Annotated in this window: 15 protein-coding genes; 7 read left to right on the plus strand and 8 right to left on the minus strand. The window is 69.6% G+C overall.

What is annotated here, in order from left to right; genetic code table 11:
- The first annotated feature begins 4 nt into the window (after positions 1-4).
- Positions 5-568: a GNAT family N-acetyltransferase gene (locus tag RHOOR92_RS0106085; protein WP_027484815.1), complete on the plus strand. Its 564-nt coding sequence runs from the start codon at positions 5-7 to the stop codon at positions 566-568.
- Between the two features lie 74 nt (positions 569-642).
- Here RHOOR92_RS0106085 and RHOOR92_RS0106090 read toward each other — a convergent pair whose 3' ends face one another.
- Positions 643-1,095, minus strand: a complete 453-nt coding sequence (locus tag RHOOR92_RS0106090) for an RcnB family protein (protein ID WP_007510599.1) — start codon at positions 1,093-1,095, stop codon at positions 643-645.
- 198 nt (positions 1,096-1,293) lie between these two features.
- Between RHOOR92_RS0106090 and RHOOR92_RS0106095 the strand changes: the two genes are divergently transcribed.
- From RHOOR92_RS0106095 to kynU, 6 genes are all read left to right on the plus strand, one after another.
- Positions 1,294-2,061, plus strand: a complete 768-nt coding sequence (locus tag RHOOR92_RS0106095) for an SDR family NAD(P)-dependent oxidoreductase (protein ID WP_007510597.1) — start codon at positions 1,294-1,296, stop codon at positions 2,059-2,061.
- A 127-nt stretch (positions 2,062-2,188) separates the two neighbouring features.
- Complete coding sequence (gene yeiP, locus RHOOR92_RS0106100) at positions 2,189-2,752, plus strand: elongation factor P-like protein YeiP (RefSeq protein WP_007510594.1); 564 nt, start codon at positions 2,189-2,191, stop codon at positions 2,750-2,752.
- A gap of 83 nt (positions 2,753-2,835) precedes the next feature.
- The gene (locus RHOOR92_RS0106105) at positions 2,836-4,932 is read left to right on the plus strand and encodes an FUSC family protein (RefSeq protein WP_027489866.1); all 2,097 of its coding nucleotides are present in this window, start codon (positions 2,836-2,838) and stop codon (positions 4,930-4,932) included.
- A gap of 63 nt (positions 4,933-4,995) precedes the next feature.
- Positions 4,996-6,030 (plus strand): amidohydrolase family protein, encoded by a 1,035-nt coding sequence (locus tag RHOOR92_RS0106110; RefSeq protein WP_007510589.1) that lies wholly within the window; start codon positions 4,996-4,998, stop codon positions 6,028-6,030.
- Entirely contained in the window at positions 6,027-6,545 is a 519-nt protein-coding gene (locus tag RHOOR92_RS0106115) for a hypothetical protein (RefSeq protein WP_015447231.1), read from the plus strand. Before RHOOR92_RS0106110 ends, RHOOR92_RS0106115 begins: the two co-directional genes overlap by 4 nt.
- Before the next feature lie 61 nt (positions 6,546-6,606).
- Positions 6,607-7,902, plus strand: a complete 1,296-nt coding sequence (gene kynU / locus RHOOR92_RS0106120) for a kynureninase (protein ID WP_027489867.1) — start codon at positions 6,607-6,609, stop codon at positions 7,900-7,902.
- A gap of 36 nt (positions 7,903-7,938) precedes the next feature.
- Here kynU and RHOOR92_RS0106125 read toward each other — a convergent pair whose 3' ends face one another.
- From RHOOR92_RS0106125 to argC, 7 genes are all read right to left on the minus strand, one after another.
- A complete protein-coding gene (locus RHOOR92_RS0106125) occupies positions 7,939-9,129 on the minus strand; it encodes an ABC transporter permease (RefSeq protein ID WP_027489868.1) in 1,191 nt (396 codons plus the stop codon).
- A complete protein-coding gene (locus RHOOR92_RS0106130) occupies positions 9,129-10,067 on the minus strand; it encodes an efflux RND transporter periplasmic adaptor subunit (protein WP_007510581.1) in 939 nt (312 codons plus the stop codon). The genes RHOOR92_RS0106125 and RHOOR92_RS0106130 overlap by 1 nt, the downstream gene beginning before the upstream one ends.
- Positions 10,067-10,780, minus strand: coding sequence for an ABC transporter ATP-binding protein (locus RHOOR92_RS0106135; RefSeq protein ID WP_015447228.1), 714 nt, complete (start codon positions 10,778-10,780; stop codon positions 10,067-10,069). Before RHOOR92_RS0106135 ends, RHOOR92_RS0106130 begins: the two co-directional genes overlap by 1 nt.
- A gap of 165 nt (positions 10,781-10,945) precedes the next feature.
- Positions 10,946-12,208 (minus strand): glutamate-5-semialdehyde dehydrogenase, encoded by a 1,263-nt coding sequence (locus tag RHOOR92_RS0106140; RefSeq protein ID WP_027484812.1) that lies wholly within the window; start codon positions 12,206-12,208, stop codon positions 10,946-10,948.
- Positions 12,205-13,392 (minus strand): glutamate 5-kinase, encoded by a 1,188-nt coding sequence (gene proB / locus RHOOR92_RS0106145; RefSeq protein WP_051281156.1) that lies wholly within the window; start codon positions 13,390-13,392, stop codon positions 12,205-12,207. The genes RHOOR92_RS0106140 and proB overlap by 4 nt, the downstream gene beginning before the upstream one ends.
- A gap of 13 nt (positions 13,393-13,405) precedes the next feature.
- A complete protein-coding gene (gene argH / locus RHOOR92_RS0106150) occupies positions 13,406-14,701 on the minus strand; it encodes an argininosuccinate lyase (RefSeq protein WP_027484810.1) in 1,296 nt (431 codons plus the stop codon).
- Between the two features lie 19 nt (positions 14,702-14,720).
- Positions 14,721-15,674, minus strand: a complete 954-nt coding sequence (gene argC, locus RHOOR92_RS0106155) for an N-acetyl-gamma-glutamyl-phosphate reductase (protein WP_027484809.1) — start codon at positions 15,672-15,674, stop codon at positions 14,721-14,723.

Consider the following 15,674-nt stretch of genomic DNA (forward strand, 5'->3'; position numbering starts at 1 on the left):
GTTCATGATCCGCACCGCCCGCGACGAAGACGCCGCCGCCATCCATGCGATCTACGCCCCTTCGGTCAGCGCCGGCGTGGCCACCTTCGAGACCGAGCTGCCCGGCGTGGAGACCATGCGCGAACGCCTCCGCGCACGCCTGCAACACTACCCGTGGCTGGTGTGGGAGGACGCCGGCGAAGTGCTGGCGTACGCCTATGCCGGGCGCTTCCGCGAGCGCGCCGCCTACGACTGGATCGCCGAGACCTCGATCTACGTGCGCCACGATGCGCAGCGCCGCGGCATCGCGCGCCGGCTGTACGGCGCGCTGCTGGAGGTGATGCGGCTGCAGGGCATTACCCAGGCGGTCGGCGTGATCACCCTGCCCGGCGCGGCCAGCGTGGCGATGCACGAGGCGATGGGTTTCGCCCCCGCCGGCGTCTGGCGCCAGTGCGGCTACAAGCTGGGGCAATGGTGGGACGTGGGCGTGTGGCAGAAGGAACTTCAGCCGGCCGCCGCTCCGCCGCAACCCGTGACGCCGTTCCAGGCACTCGCCGATACGCCGGCGCTGCACGCCCTGCTGGGCTGAACCGGCCGCAACGAAAACGGCGTGCCTGCGGGTCGCAGGCACGCCGTCGGTCCCGGTGAGGCGCTGGCTGGCGCCTAGTGGTTGAGCAGCAGGTCGACGATCACGCCGGTGGCGATCGCCACCAGCAGGTAGTCGCCACTGTCGCTGCGCACCCAGCGGTAGCCGCGTGGCGGTTCGCGCAGGTCGTACTGGCGCCAGTCGGTCACCACGTAGCGGGTGCTGCGGTATTCCTCCGGCAGGTAGCCGCCACGCTTGTACCAGCCCTCGTGGCGGCCGCGATCGTGCCAGTTCTTGTAATGGCCATAGGCGTGGCCGCGACCATGGCCGTTGCCTTGGTCGTCGTCTTCGTAGCGCACGTAGCGATCGCCGTCGTCGTTGTATCCGCGATCGCCATCATCCTGCTGTTCGTAGCGATCGCGATCGTGCCCATGGCCCCGGCCATGGCCGTTGCCCTGGGCCAGCGCGGAGCCGCTGGCCAGCATCAGCATGGCACCCAGAACGGCAGACAGACTCAGTAGCTTCTTCATGCGTTGCTCCCCATCCTCGATGGAAAAAGGCCTGCCCGGACGAACCCGGACTGCCCGGTGGTTCGGGTCCAAAGTGACCGCCGCCGCCCCAACGCGGCGTGAATCCCCTGCCATGGCAGATTTCGCGTTCAGCCTGCAGCAACCCGCGCCGGTCGGCTACCATGGCGGCCTTTCGACGTTGGCTACCAAGGATTCCCCATGCGGCTCGATCAGGTCAAGGCAATCATCACCGGCGGCGCCTCCGGTCTCGGCCACGCGGTGGCGCAGCATCTGGTGGCGAACGGCGGCAGGGTCGCGCTGTTCGACGTCAACGAGGACAAGGGCCAGGCCGCCGCGAAGGAACTGGGCGGCGCGGCGCGCTTCTTCCGCACCGACGTCACCTCCGAGGACGGCGTGGCCACCAATGTGGCCGCCGCCCACCACGCGATGGGCGGCCTCAACGTGGTGATGAACTGCGCCGGCATCCTCGGTGCCGGCCGCGTGCTGGGCAAGGAAGGCGCGATGCCGCTGGCCACGTTCTCCGGCACGGTGATGGTGAACCTGGTCGGCAGCTTCAACGTGGCCAAGGCCGGCGCGGCGCTGATGCAGCACAACGAAGCCGGCGAGGACGGCGAGCGCGGCGTGATCGTCAACACCGCCAGCGTGGCCGCCTACGAAGGCCAGATTGGCCAGGCCGCCTACTCCGCCTCCAAGGGCGGCGTGGTCGGCATGACCCTGCCGATGGCGCGCGAGCTGTCGCGCTTCGGCATTCGCGTGGCGACCATCGCGCCGGGCATCTTCTGGACCCCGATGGTGGACGGCATGCCCGAAGCCGTGCAGCAGTCGCTGTCCGCCTCGATCCCATTCCCCTCACGGCTGGGCAAGCCGGAGGAATTCGCGCAGACCGTGGCCTTCATCCTCGTCAATCGCTACATCAACGGCGAGACGATCCGGCTGGATGGCGCGGTGCGGCTGGCAGCCAAATAGCCGGGAACAGGGCATAGAGAATCGGGAATCGCAAAGGCAAAATCGCGCCCCGTCTCGACGCCCTCCGGCACGACGAACCGCTTTTACGATTCCCTATTTCCGACTCCCTATTCCCGGCCAAAACCCCATGAAAGCTTCCGACGTCAAGAAAGGCAACGTGGTCGAGCACGACGGCACCGTCTACCAGGTACGCGACATCGAGCGCAGCTCGCCGAGCGCGCGTGGCGGCAACGTCACCTTCCGCTTCACCCTGTATTCGATCCCCGGCGGACGCAAGTTCGACCTCAGCCTGCGCGCCGACGACGAGCTGCGCGAGATGGACCTGGTGCGCCGCGCCGCCAACTTCTCCTACATGGACGACGGCGCATTCGTGTTCATGGATGCCGAGGATTACACCCAGTACCCGCTGTCGCCGGAACTGGTTGGCGACAACGCCGGCTACATCGTCGAGGGCGTCGAGGGCTACTACGTGCAGCTGATCGACGACGTGCCGGTGGGCCTGCAGGTGCCCACCAGCGTGGTGCTGACCGTGGTCGACACCGCGCCGGAAATGAAGGGCTCCAGTGCCACCAAGCGCACCAAGCCGGCCAAGCTCGACACCGGCATCGAGATCCAGGTGCCCGAGTACATCAGCAACGACGAGAAGGTGTGGGTGAACACGCTCACCGGCGAGTTCGCCGGCAGGGCCTGAGAGCGGGAGTGCGTGAAGAGGAGTGAGAAACGAGTGCTTTTGTCATACTCGACCCTCACTCCTCTCCACCCATTTCCTGCCCCATGCGACCCAGCGGTTATTCGCTACGCGCCCATGCGATCGAGAGCCTGACCGATATCAAGCGGCCGGACGTGCCGCTGCGCGTGGTGCTGCGCAATACCGCGGCGGTGATCCTGCCGCTGGCCGTGGGCATGGCCACCGGCCATCCGCAGATCGGCCTGGGCGTGGCGGCCGGCGCGCTGGACACGATGTTCTCCGACCAGCCCGGGCCATACCGCCAGCGCATGCGGCAACTGCTGCTGGCGTCGCTGGCGGCCGGCCTCGCCGCACTGGTGGGCTTCCTGATCGGCGGCCAGCTGCTGCCGATCCTGCTCGCCACCGCCGCCTGCGGCTTCTTCGGCGGCATGCTGGTGGTGTTCGGCGCGGATACCGCGCGGGTCGGCATGACCAGCATGATCCTGCTGGTGATCACCGCCTCGACGCCGACGTCGCCGAGCCATGCGCTCGGCGGCGCTGCGCTGATCTTCGCCGGCGGCGTGCTGCTCACCGCGTTCTCGCTGGCGGCGTGGCCGCTGCAGCGCTACTGGCCCGAGCGCATCGAGCTGGCGCGGGTGTACGCCGGGCTGGCCGCACTGGCCCGCGAGCAGGCGCATGACGATGCCGAAGTGCCGGCGTTGACCGAGGCGATGACCAGCCTGCAGCGCACCTTGCTGGGTCGTCATCGCGCGCATGGCCGCGCGATGGAAGCCTTTGGCGTGCTGCTGGAGCTGGCCGAGCGGATCCGGCTGGAGCTCACCGCGATGGCCGAGCTGCACGCCAACCCGGCCATCCACGCGATGTTCCGCGACGACGCCGCGCGCGTGCTGGCGGCGATCGCCGAGGCACTGCAGCAGGGCGACCCGCCCGAGCGGGCCGACCGCGCGCTGCAGACCCTGCGCGCCAGCGAGCGCGCCCTGCTCGACGGCGGCGGCAACGCCGACGGCCTGACCGCGCACATCCATGCGCTGGCCGGCCAGTTGGCCGCCGCGGTGCGCAACGCCGACTGGGCCGGCAGCCGCGGCGAGCTGCGCGCCAGCGCAGCGGAAACCCGGCTGCCCAATTCGCTCCGCAGCAGCTCCACCTGGGCCACCCTGCGCGCCAACCTCACCCCGCGCTCGGTGGCGTTCCGCCACGCCGTGCGCATGGCGGTCTGCCTCAGCGCGGCGCTGTGGATCTCGCGCCTGCTGCAGCTGCCGCACGGCTACTGGCTGCCGATGACCGCGGCGATCGTGCTGCGCCCGGACTTCGCCGCCACCTTCAACTTCGGCCTGCTGCGCGTGCTCGGCACGGTGCTGGGGCTGGTGCTCACCACGGTGCTGCTGCACGTCACGCCGGACGAACCGTGGGCGCACCTGGCGCTGATGGCGCTGCTGTGCATGGCGTTTCGCTACCTGGCCGGCGCGCACTACGGCATTGCGGTGGCGGCACTGACCGGCACCGTGGTGATCCTGCTGTCGTTCGAGGGCGTCAACCCCGGCCTGGCGGTGTCCGACCGCGTGCTCAACACCGCGCTCGGCTGCGGCATGGCGCTGCTCGCCTACGTGGCCTGGCCGACCTGGGAACGCGGTCGCGCGCGCGCCGCGCTGGCGGTGATGCTGGACGCCTACGCCAGTTACCTGCGCGCCCTGGCGCAACCCGACCGGGGCGGCAACCGCAACGACACCCGCACCGCGGCGCGCACCGCCCGCACCAATGCGCAGGCCTCGATCGACCGCATGCGCACCGAGCCGGCCACGCCGCCGGAATTGCTGGCGCTGGCCCGCGCGCTGTTCGCCAACGGCAATCGCCTGGCGCGCACCGCGATGACCCTGGAAGCCACCCTCGGCGATCTCGCCGCGCTGCCGGCGGCGGACGCCATCGGCCGTTTCGTCGAGCGCAACGCCGACGCCGTGCAGGCCATCGCCACGGCGCTGCGCGAGCGGCAGCCGCCGGGCGCCCTGCCCAAGCTGCGCGCCATGCAGCGCGAGCTGGTCACCTCGATGCAGGGCGTCGGCGACCGCACCGCATTCGAGCTGCTGGCGCGGATCAGCGACCGGCTGGTCGACAACGTCGACACGCTGGCCCACGTGACGAAGCGCGGCCTGTCGGAGCTTGCCGCCGCAGAGCCACCGGTGGCGTAAGCCGCGCCGCAGCATGTGCGGGCGCAACGCGACGCCTTCGTGCGGAGGTTTTACACTGCACGGATGCTCAAGATCGACACCCACGCGCACATCCTGCCCCGCGACTGGCCGAACCTGGCAGCCAGGTACGGCGACGACCGCTTCCCGGTGATGACGCATACCGACGGGCGCCACCGCATCTACAAGGACAGCCGCTTCTTCCGCGAAGTGTGGGATTCGGCGTTCGACCCGCAGACGCGCATCGACGACTACGCCCGCTTCGGCGTCGACGTGCAGGTGATCTCCACCGTGCCGGTGCTGTTCTCGTACTGGGCACCCGGCCACCAGGCGCTGGAGCTGCATCGCCACCTGAACGAGCACATGGCCGGCATCTGCCGCGACCACCCGCGCCACTACGCCGGCATCGGCACGGTGCCGCTGCAGGCGCCGCAGCTGGCCGTGCGCGAGCTGGAGCGCTGCATCGACGAACTGGGCCTGCAGGGTGTGCAGATCGGCTCGCACTGCGGCGACTGGAACCTGGATGCGCCGGAGCTGTTCCCGTTCTTCGAGGCCGCCGCCGACCTCGGCGCCGCGGTGCTGGTGCACCCGTGGGACATGATGGGCATGGCCAGCATGCCGAAATACTGGATGCCGTGGCTGGTCGGCATGCCGGCCGAACAGTCGCGCGCCGCCTGCTGCCTGGTCTTCGGCGGCGTGCTGGAGCGGCTGCCGAAGCTGCGCGTGATGCTGGCCCACGGCGGTGGCAGCTTCCCGTACACCATCGGCCGCATCGAGCACGGCTTCCGCATGCGCCCGGACCTGGTCGCCACCGACAACCCGCGCAACCCGCGCGAGTACCTCAAGCGTTTCTACTTCGACTCCTGCGTGCACGACGACCAGGCGCTGCGCTATCTGCTGGATGTGACGGGCGCCCGCCAGGTGATGCTCGGCACCGACTATCCTTTCCCGCTGGGGGAGCAGGCACCCGGCAGCGGCATCGAGGCACTGGGCCTGGACGAGGCCGACCGCGCGAGGCTGTTCCACGGCACCGCGCTGGAATGGCTGGGCCTGCCCCGCCACCGCTTCGTCCCCGACCCCATCCCGAAGGAACCCGCATGAGCCTTCTGCGCAGCACCACCCTCGCGATCGCCTTCGCCACCGTCCTGCTGGCCGGTGGCGCGCGTGCCGCCGACGTCAGCATGGCCGACGGCAGCGTCCACTTCAGCACGCCGGACAACTGGCTCGGCATCATGGAAACCCAGGGCGACCCCGAAGCCCGTGTGTTCCAGGTACCCGACCCCTCGCCCACCGGCAAGAACAGCCTCGCCCGCGTCACCGTCACGGTGAAGCAGGTGGCCGACGTCAACGGCTTCAACCAGTACCGCAGCGAAGCCACCGCGAAGGCCATGGCGCTGCCCGGCTACAAGGCCGCCGCGGTGCCGCCCGGCCCGAACAGCAACGTCTACTCCGCACAGGAAAACGGCACGGCCTTCAGCTACACCGAGCACTACTGGTTCAAGAGCGGCCACGCGATCCAGCTGCGCTGCGTGCGTCCCAGCCAGACCCAGGCCGGCGCCGACTGGAAGGCCGCCTTCGACAAGGGCTGCGACGCGATCGCCGCGCAACTGAAGTGAGTCCGTGCCGATCCCGCCCCTGCTTCGCAGGGGAGGGATCAACACTCCGAAGAGATACCCGATGCCCGCAAGCTTCGAAGCCACCCTCGACTGGGCCAACGCCCGGGACGCCGCCGATCCGTTGCGCGCGTTCCGCGACGAGTTCCTGATCCCGCCGCACGAAGGCCGCGACAGCCGGCTCTCTGACAGCACGTACTTCTGCGGCAACTCGCTGGGCCTGCAGCCGCGCGCGGTGCGCGAGGCGGTCAACGCGGAACTGGATTACTGGGGCGAGCTGGGCGTGGAAGGCCACTTCAAGGGCCGCCTGCCATGGATGGACTACCACGAGTTCGTGCGCGACGACCTCGCCGCCGTGGTCGGCGCGCAGCCGTCCGAAGTGGTGGCGATGAACACGCTGGGCGTGAACCTGCACCTGATGATGGTGAGCTTTTACCGCCCCACCGCCGCACGCCCGGCGATCCTGATCGAAGCCGGTGCCTTCCCCACCGACCGCTACGCGGTGGAATCGCAGATCCGCTTCCACGGCTTCGACCCGGCCGATGCGCTGATCGAACTGGAAGCGGATGAGCCGAACGGGATCACCTCGATGTCGGCGATCGAACGCGCGCTGGCCGAGCACGGCTCGCGCATCGCGCTGGTGCTGCTGCCCGGCGTGCAGTACCGCACCGGCCAGGCGTTCGACCTGAAGGCGATCACCGAGCTCGGCCACCGGCATGGCTGCACGGTCGGCTTCGACCTCGCCCACGCGGTCGGCAACCTGCCGCTGCAACTGCACGACAGCGACGCCGACTTCGCCATCTGGTGCAGCTACAAGTATCTCAACAGCGGCCCCGGTGCCGTCGGCGGCGCGTTCGTGCACGAGCGTCACGCGAAAGCCATGCTGCCGCGCTTCGCCGGCTGGTGGGGCCACGACAAGACCACCCGCTTCCAGATGGGCCCGGAGTTCGTGCCCACCCCCGGCGCGGATGGCTGGCAGTTGTCCAACCCGCCGATCCTCGCGCTGGCCCCGCTGCGCGTGTCGCTGGAAATCTTCCGCCGCGCCGGCATGGCTCGCCTGCGCGAAAAATCGCTGCAGCTCACCGGCTATCTGGAATGGCTGGTGCAGACGCAGTGGGCCGACGTGCTGCAGGTGGTGACCCCCACCGAACCCGAACGCCGCGGTGCACAGCTGTCGATCCGCGTGACCGGCGGCCGCGAACGCGGCCGCGCCCTGTTCGAATACCTGATGGCAAACGGCGTCATCGGCGACTGGCGCGAACCCGACGTCATCCGCATTTCGCCCGCGCCGCTGTACAACCGGTTTGCGGATTGTTTGGCGTTTGCGGAGGCGGTGCGGGGGTGGAGCCGCAGCATCTGAATCGGCTGCGGCTCGGAACATGCCATCACCACCAGCTTACCGCCCGGCGAACACGACCGCCGGCTGCAACTTCACCACCGGACGCACGCTGATCAAGGCCGCCGCCACGCTCACCAGGACGACACCCAGCAGGCCTGCCAGCGGGGTGAACCACAGCATGCGGAACGGGAACCCCAACCGGACGACGACCTCGCCGGCAATGCCGCACAATCCCAGGCCCATGCCGGTCCCCAGCAAGGCACACGCCGCGGCCTGCGCCAGCACCATCGCGATCAGCGTTGCGGACGGCGTCCCCAGCGCCTTGAGCACGGCGTACTGGCTCTGGTGCTCGTAGGTGAACATGTAGAGCATGACGCCGGTGACGCCGAACCCCATGGTCATCGCCAGCGTCAGCATCGCCGCGATGTCGCCGACATCCTCGGAGTTGACCAGGAACCAGCGGACCGTATCGGACTTGAAGTCGGCCGTCGCGCGCGCGCGCAGGCCGGTGCGCTGCTCGATGCGCCTTGCCAGCTCCCGCGGCGAGACACCTGCCGCAGCCCGCACCATCACGAAGGTCAGCGTATGCGGTTCCACCGGCAGGATGCGCAGCGCGTTGGACAGCGTGGTGTAGAGCAGTGGCCGTGGCGGATAGCGCGGCAAGGCCGAGGATTGGCCCAGCACGCGCACCAGATGCTCGTTGACCAGCAGTTCGTCGCCGCCGCGCAGCTCGCGCGTCGGCGCATCCAGGTGCGCGCCGTCATGCGGCCACTGGTCCCGCGCCAGCGCCGGGGTCTCCAGCTTGCCGGTCGTACCGCCCGCGTCGACGATCACCGCATCGCGTGCGCGCAGCTCCTCCAGATTCCGCCCGGGCACTATCGGCGCGCCGGCCAGCGACGCATCGTCCACGCCGATCACCTGGAAGGTCTGGAACTGCCCGCTCGGGAAGCGCACGTCCGCGGTGCCAAGCGCCAGTGGCACCGCGCGGCTGACGCCCCGGACGCTGCGCACCCGGTCCAGCGCGGATGCCGGCATGTTGACGGTCTGCTCCACCGACTCGACCGCCGGGTCCATCACCCACACGTCGGTGGCGCCGTTTTCGGCGATCAGCGCGAAACCATCGGTCATGAAGCCGCAGAAATACGAGGCGGCGAAGGTGACCAGGAAGGAGGTGAACGCGATCCCGAACAGCAGCCCCACGAACTTCGCGCGATCCGCTGCCAGCATCTTCAGCGCGATGCGGAACATCAGCGCTGTCCGGCCGCCGGTTTTCCCGGCGCGGCCGGTACCTCGATGAAGGCATCCATCTGCTGTCCGAGGTACACCGGCAGTGTGCCGCGCTCGAAGCTATAGATCACCTGCAGCACGCGGACGTCCGTGCGCTCCGTACTCAGCCCCGTCAGCGAGGTCTTGGGGGTGACGTACGGCTCGATGTATTCGAAGCGCAGCGGAATGGACAGCTGGGGATTGCCGCGCACGAACGCGCGCGCCCGCGTATGCGGACGAACGCGCCAGGCATCGTTCTCGTCGATGTCCACGCGCAGATACATGCGCCTGTCGTCGCCGATCAGCACCAGTGGCTTGGCCACCTCGCCCGCCGGCGCGAACTCGCCTACCCGCACGTTGACCTGCAGGATGCGTCCGGCGATGGGGGCATGGACTACTGCGCGCCCGATGTCGACCTCGATCTGCCGCTCGGTCGCCGAAGCCGTCTCCACCGCCGAAGCGGCCGCCTCCATGTCGTCCTTCGCATTGGTCAGCGCCTCGACGCTGAGGGCGGCTTTGTCGATGTGCTGCAGGCGCGTAAGGTAATCCAGCCGGTGCGCGGGCTTCGCCAGCGCCGCCTGGGCCAGCCGGACATTGGCCTTGGCGACGCCGAGTCGCGCCTGCAGGTCACGGTCATCGATGCTGAAGAGCGGGGCACCCGCTTTCACCTCGTCGCCCGGCCTCACGTCGATCGTGCTCACCACGCCGGGAACCGCGGTGCCGATCGAGACATTGCCCAGGCCGGTTTCGGTGATGCCGGTGCCGACGACGTAGTCGTCAAAGGGCACCTTCTCGACTGCTGGCGCCGCGGTCGTCACCTCGGCCGAATCGCCGGAGCGGAAGACCACCGCCACGGCGATGACCACCCCTGCCAGCGCCAGGCCAGCCAGCAGGTATAACCGCTTCTCGAACGGCGTCATCACGATGGCGCCCCCTGCCGCCCAACCTCGACGATCCGCCCGTCCTCCATGCGTGCGATGCGGTCGGCGTAACTGAAGATCCGGTTGTCGTGCGTGACCACGATGAGCGTCCGACCGGACGCACGAGCCACGCCGCGCAGAATGTCCATCATCTCGTGTCCCGTCTTCGCATCGAGGTTGCTGGTCGGCTCGTCGCACACCACCAGCTTCGGATCGTGCACCAGGGCACGCCCGATGGCGACGCGCTGCTGCTGTCCGCCGCTGAGCTTGCGCGGCAGCGCGTCGGCCCGTGCTCCCAATCCGACCTCTTCGAGCACGGACCTGGCACGCTTCTCGGCTACCTCACGCGCTACGCCCGACACCAGCAGGGGTACCGACACGTTCTCCGCCGCGGTGAGCGCAGGCAGCAGGTTGAAGGCCTGGAAGACGAAACCGACGGCCCCGCCGCGAAAGCGCGTTCGCTCGCTCTCCGTCATGCGGCCGATATCGCGGCCCAGCACTTCGCAGGTGCCCTCATCCTGGTCGAGGATCGCCGTGATGATCGAGATCAGGGTGGTCTTGCCGCATCCCGACGGCCCCACCAACATCAGCAATTCCCCGATGCGCACATCGAGGTCAACGCCGCGCAACGCATCCACGCGCTCGTTGCCCGAACCATAGTGTTTGGTCAGGCCGCGGCAGCGCACGGCGGGTTCCTGGTCTGCACGTGTCATCGACGACTGCTGCCTTCAGGAGTATCAGGGTCGGATTGTAGCCCGCGCTCACGAATGCAAAGACATGGGCATTGCGCAAGAAATCGCGCACGCACCGGCGACACGATAGCGACTCGAGCCAGCACCGATGCCGGCACGGGGTACCTGGAAATCTTGAACGGGCTCTCAGACCCGGCTTGGCGGATGCCTCACCTGTCCCACCCCGCGCACCACGAAGCGCTCCACCGTGAGCGCCTCGGCGCCCATCGGGCCGTAGGCATGCAGTCGTGTGGTGGAGATGCCGATCTCGGCGCCGAGGCCCAGTTCGCCGCCGTCGCTGAAGCGCGAGGAGGCGTTGACCATCACCACGGCGGAGCGGATCGCCTGCACGAAGCGTCGCGCGGCGGCTTGGTCGGCGGTGGCGATGACTTCGGTGTGGTCGGAGCCGTAGCGGCGGATGTGGGCGATGGCGTCGTCGAGATTATCGACCACGCGCACGGCGAGGATCAGGTCGAGGAACTCGGCGGCGTAGTCATCTTCCGTGGCTGCGTGCATGTCGGGCACCAGGGCGCGGCTGCGTTCGTCGCCGCGCAGTTCGACGCCGCGCTCACGCAGTGCCTGCGTGGCGCGTGGCAGGAACGCATCGGCCACATCGCGATGCACCAGCAGCGTCTCCAGCGCGTTGCACACGCCGGGGCGCGAGGTCTTGCCGTCGATCAGCAGGTTCAACGCCAGCTCGAGGTCGGCGGCGCGGTCCACGTACAGGTGGCAGACGCCCTTGTAGTGCTTGATCACCGGCACCCGCGCGTGTTCGGCGACGAAGCGGATCAGGCCTTCGCCGCCGCGCGGGATGGCCAGGTCGACGATGTCGACGAGTTGCAGCAGCTCGACCATCGCCTCGCGGCCGAGATCCTGCAGCACCGTCACCGCCGCCTCGGGCACGCCGTGCGCGCGCAGCGCGGTGTGCAATGCCGCGGCGATAGCGAGGTTGGAATGGATCGCCTCGGAGCCGCCGCGCAGGATCACCGCGTTGCCGGCCATCAGGCACAGCGCCGCGGCGTCGGCGGTGACGTTGGGTCGCGCCTCGTAGATCATCGCGATCACGCCGAGCGGGATGCGCACGCGCTCGACCGACAGGCCATTCGGCCGCGTCTCGCGGCGGGTCGTCACGCCGACCGGATCGGGCAGCTCGGCCACCTTGCGCAGCGCGCCGGCGATGCCGGTCACGCGCGCCTCGTCCAGCCGCAGCCGGTCGAGCATGGCGCCCTGCACGCCTTTCGCCGCGGCCTGGCGCATGTCCTCGGCGTTGCCGGCCAGCACCGCGGCGGACTGCGCTTCCAGCGCTGCGGCCATGTCGCGCAGCAGCGCGCGCTTCGCCTCGCTGCCCAGCGCCGCCACGACCCGGGCGGCGTCGCGGCAAGCCAGTGCCTGTTCGCGGATCGTGCTCATGCGCTGATCTCCTGCCCGGACGCAACCGGGCGGTTCATGCCGACGAGGTCGTCGCGGTGCACCACCTCGTCGCCGTGGCTGTAGCCGAGCACGCCGTCGATCTCGCGGCTGTGCCGGCCGGCCAGCCGGCGCACCTCGGCGGCACCGTACTGGCTGAGTCCGCGCGCGATGGCGGCGCCGTCCGCGTCGACGATCTCCACCAGGTCGCCGCGGTGGAACTCGCCGTCGGCGCCAAGCACGCCACCCGGCAGCAGCGAGACGCGCCCGCCGGCCAGCGCCTTCACCGCACCGGCGTCGATACGGATGCGGCCCGGCGCGGCGGGTGCGTGGCGCAGCCAGTATTTGCGCGCCTGCAATCGCGTGGAAGCCGCGGCGATCAGCGTACCGCGCAGTCGCCCGCGTTGCAGCGCCTGCACGGTGGCCGCCTCGCGCCCGCTGAACAAGGCCGTGGGGATGCCGGCGGCGGCAGCCTTCGCCGCCGCCTGCAGCTTGGTGCGCATGCCGCCGGTGCCGGCCGCGCTGCCGCTGTCGCCGGCCATGGCGACGATCTCCGGGGTCAGCGCGGCGACCTGCGCGATCGGCACGGCCGCGGGATCGCGCCGCGGGTCGGCGCTGTACAGCGCATCGACGTCGGAGGCGATCAGCAGCAGGTCGGCATCGACCAGCGCGGCCACGATGGCGGCGAGGTTGTCGTTGTCGCCGAGCTTCAGTTCGTCCACCGAGACGGTGTCGTTCTCGTTGACCACCGGCAGCACGCCGAGCTGCAGCAGCTCGCGCAGGGTGGCGCGCGCGTTGAGGTAGCGGCGGCGGTTGCGCAGGTCGTCGTGGGTCAGCAGCACCTGCGCCACCGGCCGCGCGGACAGCGATTGCCACAGCGCGATCATCGGCGCCTGGCCCAGCGCGGCCAGCGCCTGCCGCGCGGCGAGGCCGCTGCTGCCGCGCGCATGCTGGCACAGCAGCGCGCGCCCGGCCGCCACCGCGCCGGAGGACACCAGCACCACCTCGCGGCCATCGGCGTGGCTGGCGGCGATGAAGGCGGCCAGCGCCTCGGCATGGCGCGGGGTGAGGCCGCCGCCATCGGCGGCGAGCAGGTTGCTGCCGACCTTGAGAACGGCACGGCGCCAGCTGGGCAACACCTGTTCGGGCAAAACGTCGCGCACTTTCTTCGTGTCGATCATCGCCATGCCCTGAGGCCTCTCAGCCGTCGAGTTCGCGCAGACGAACGCGCAATTCATCCAGTCGCAAGTCGTTGCCGGCGCCCGGCGAGACGCGCGCGGCGAGGCTGCCTTCGGGCGTGCGCCCCTGCCCCGCCGATGCCGCGGTTTCCGCCGCCGCGCGATACGCATCGCGGAACGGCACGCCGGCGGCCGCCTGTTCGATCGCCACGTCGGTGGCGTACATCGCCGGCTCGATCGCAGCGCGCATGGCGCCCGCGTTCCACTCGAGTCGTGCCAGCAGGTCGGGCACCAGCTCCAGTGCGCCCAGGCCGTGGCGCACGCCGTGGAACAGCGAACCCTTGGAGAACTGCAGGTCGCGCTGGTAGCCGGACGGCAGCGACAGCAGCTGCTCGATCTCGGTGCGCGCGGCCGCCACGCTGGCATAGCTGGCGCGCAGCAGTTCGATCACGTCGGGGTTGCGCTTGTTCGGCATGATCGAGCTGCCGGTGGTGTACTCGGCCGGCAGCCGTACGAAGTTGAATTCGGCGGTGGTGAACAGCGACAGGTCCCACGCCAGCCGGCGCAGGTCGAGCAGCGCGCCGCCGATCGCCTCCAGCACGGCCATCTCGAACTTGCCGCGCGACAGCTGGGCGTAGATCGGCGAGATCTGCATGCGCGCGAAGCCGAGCGCCCGGGTGGTGTGCTCGCGATCGAGCTTCATGTTCACGCCGTAGCCGGCGGCGGTGCCGAGCGGATTCGCGTCGATCAGCGTCATCGTCTGGCGCGCGCGCAGCGCATTGTCGATGAAGCCCTCGGCGAAGCCGGCGAACCACATCGCGGTGGATGAGACCACCGCGCGCTGCAGGTGGGTGTAGCCGGGCATCGGCACGGCTTCTTGCGACGCGCGCTCAAGGCAGGCCTCGGCGATCGCGCGGCAATGCGCCTCCAGCGCGGCCAGCTTGTCCTTCAGCCACAGCCGGGTGGCGACCAGGATCTGGTCGTTGCGGCTGCGCCCGGTGTGCACGCGGCGGCCGGCGTCGCCGAGGCGTTCGGTGAGGCGGGCCTCGATCGCCGAATGGCCGTCCTCGTAGCGCTCGTCCAGCACAAAGGCGCCGCTCGTGAAATCTTCGGCCAGCGCATCCAGCTCGCGCTTCAGCGCGGCGGCTTCGTCGGTGCTGACCACGCCGATGTTGGCCAGCCCTTCCACGTGCGCCTTGCTGGCGGTGATGTCGTGCAGGAAGAACTCGCGATCCAGCAGCACGTCGTCGCCGGCGAGGAACCGCATGATCTTCGCGTCGATCTGGATGCCGGCTTTTTGCCAGAGGGGTTGGGTCATGGTGGTGTCCTGAAATCGGCTAGAGCGGAATCGTGGTGTACTCGTCCACGCCGATCGCGCGGTTGATGTTCTGCATCGCCTGGGTGGCGGCGCCCTTCAGCAGGTTGTCCAGCGTGGCCACGATCACCACGCGCTTGCCGTCGGCCGATACGGCGAAGCCGCCGACCTCGGCATGGTGGCGGTGCGCGATGCGGCTGACCCACGGCGCCTCGTCGGTCACGATGGCCAGCTTCTCGCCGTCGTAGGCGGCACGGAAACGCTGCAGCACGTCCTCGCGTTTCAGCGGGCGGGTCAGATACAGGTTGGTGGTGACGGTGAGCCCGCGGAAGTGCGGCGCCACGTGCGGCATGAATTCCACCGGCACGCCGAGGCGGAACGAGGCTTCCTTCTCGTGCATGTGGCCGGTGAGCGCGTACGGCATCAGGTTGTCGCGCAGCTTCTCCGGGTCGTTCTTGTCCGACGGCGTGGTGCCGGCGCCGGAATAACCGGAGACGCCGAAGCACACCGGCGGCGCAGCCAGCAGGTCCCTCAGCGGCGCGATCGACAGCTGCATCGCGGTGGCGTAACAGCCGGGGTTGCTGATGCGCTTCTCGCCCCGCCACTGCCCGCGGGTGAGTTCCGGCAGGCCGTAGTACCACGACGGATCGAAGCGGTAGTCGGCGGAAAGGTCGAGGATCAACGTGTCCGGCTTCGCCGCGTCGATCGCCTCGACGAACGGCGCCGCCTTGCCGTTGGGCAGCGCCAGGATCACCACGTCGGCGCCCTGCGCCGCCACCGCGGCCGGGTCCAGGCTGGCATAGCGCAGTTCGTCGGCGAAACCGTCGACGTGATCGGCCACGCGTTGGCCGTCCAGTTCGCGCGAGGAAACGAAGGCCAGTTGCAGCACCGGATGCGCCGCGATCAGGCGGATCAGTTCCATGCCGGTATGGCCGCGCGCGCCGACGATGCCTACCGTTTTCCTGTTCGTGTGCAT

The sequence above is a fragment of the Rhodanobacter sp. OR92 genome (genome assembly GCF_000427545.1).
Classification (GTDB): Bacteria; Pseudomonadota; Gammaproteobacteria; order Xanthomonadales; family Rhodanobacteraceae; genus Rhodanobacter; species Rhodanobacter denitrificans.

What these genes read in the sequence shown, in the direction of transcription:
- RHOOR92_RS0106085 (WP_027484815.1), top strand. Translation starts at nt 5, where the DNA reads ATGATCCGCACCGCCCGCGACGAAGACGCCGCCGCCATCCATGCGATC.
- RHOOR92_RS0106090 (WP_007510599.1), bottom strand. Translation starts at nt 1,095, where the DNA reads ATGAAGAAGCTACTGAGTCTGTCTGCCGTTCTGGGTGCCATGCTGATG.
- RHOOR92_RS0106095 (WP_007510597.1), top strand. Translation starts at nt 1,294, where the DNA reads ATGCGGCTCGATCAGGTCAAGGCAATCATCACCGGCGGCGCCTCCGGT.
- yeiP (WP_007510594.1), top strand. Translation starts at nt 2,189, where the DNA reads ATGAAAGCTTCCGACGTCAAGAAAGGCAACGTGGTCGAGCACGACGGC.
- RHOOR92_RS0106105 (WP_027489866.1), top strand. Translation starts at nt 2,836, where the DNA reads ATGCGACCCAGCGGTTATTCGCTACGCGCCCATGCGATCGAGAGCCTG.
- RHOOR92_RS0106110 (WP_007510589.1), top strand. Translation starts at nt 4,996, where the DNA reads ATGCTCAAGATCGACACCCACGCGCACATCCTGCCCCGCGACTGGCCG.
- RHOOR92_RS0106115 (WP_015447231.1), top strand. Translation starts at nt 6,027, where the DNA reads ATGAGCCTTCTGCGCAGCACCACCCTCGCGATCGCCTTCGCCACCGTC.
- kynU (WP_027489867.1), top strand. Translation starts at nt 6,607, where the DNA reads ATGCCCGCAAGCTTCGAAGCCACCCTCGACTGGGCCAACGCCCGGGAC.
- RHOOR92_RS0106125 (WP_027489868.1), bottom strand. Translation starts at nt 9,129, where the DNA reads ATGTTCCGCATCGCGCTGAAGATGCTGGCAGCGGATCGCGCGAAGTTC.
- RHOOR92_RS0106130 (WP_007510581.1), bottom strand. Translation starts at nt 10,067, where the DNA reads ATGACGCCGTTCGAGAAGCGGTTATACCTGCTGGCTGGCCTGGCGCTG.
- RHOOR92_RS0106135 (WP_015447228.1), bottom strand. Translation starts at nt 10,780, where the DNA reads ATGACACGTGCAGACCAGGAACCCGCCGTGCGCTGCCGCGGCCTGACC.
- RHOOR92_RS0106140 (WP_027484812.1), bottom strand. Translation starts at nt 12,208, where the DNA reads ATGAGCACGATCCGCGAACAGGCACTGGCTTGCCGCGACGCCGCCCGG.
- proB (WP_051281156.1), bottom strand. Translation starts at nt 13,392, where the DNA reads ATGGCGATGATCGACACGAAGAAAGTGCGCGACGTTTTGCCCGAACAG.
- argH (WP_027484810.1), bottom strand. Translation starts at nt 14,701, where the DNA reads ATGACCCAACCCCTCTGGCAAAAAGCCGGCATCCAGATCGACGCGAAG.
- argC (WP_027484809.1), bottom strand. Translation starts at nt 15,674, where the DNA reads ATGCACACGAACAGGAAAACGGTAGGCATCGTCGGCGCGCGCGGCCAT.